Source organism: Streptococcus sp. UMB0029 (assembly GCF_002871495.1).
In the GTDB taxonomy this organism is placed as follows: Bacteria; Bacillota; Bacilli; order Lactobacillales; family Streptococcaceae; genus Streptococcus.
The window spans coordinates 5,020-5,322 of the sequence record NZ_PNGD01000027.1 but is presented as its reverse complement, the minus strand read 5'-3'; the positions used below and the strand labels follow the sequence as shown (position 1 = coordinate 5,322).

1 tRNA gene is annotated in these 303 nt (G+C 38.9%); it reads left to right on the top strand.

Features of this window, described 5'->3' with window-relative positions:
* Positions 1–32 precede the first annotated feature (32 nt).
* Positions 33–104: transfer RNA gene (locus tag CJ239_RS11885), tRNA-Glu, on the top strand.
* The last annotated feature ends 199 nt before the right edge of the window (positions 105–303 follow it).

Sequence of the window (303 nt, the reverse complement as noted above, 5' to 3'; positions counted from 1 at the left end):
GTATAATAGTAAGAGTTGAAAATAACAACTCTGGTCCGTTGGTCAAGGGGTTAAGACACCGCCTTTTCACGGCGGTAACACGGGTTCGAATCCCGTACGGACTATGGTATGTTGTGGATGGAACACTTGATGAAAAAAGTTTAAAAAAGTTTCAAAAAAGTGTTGACAAGCGAAAGCGACTGTGATATACTAATATAGTTGTCACTTGAGAGAAGTAAGTGACAAAGACCTTTGAAAACTGAACAAGACGAACCAATGTGCAGGGCACTACAACAATTGTTGTAGTACTGAACAATGAAAAAA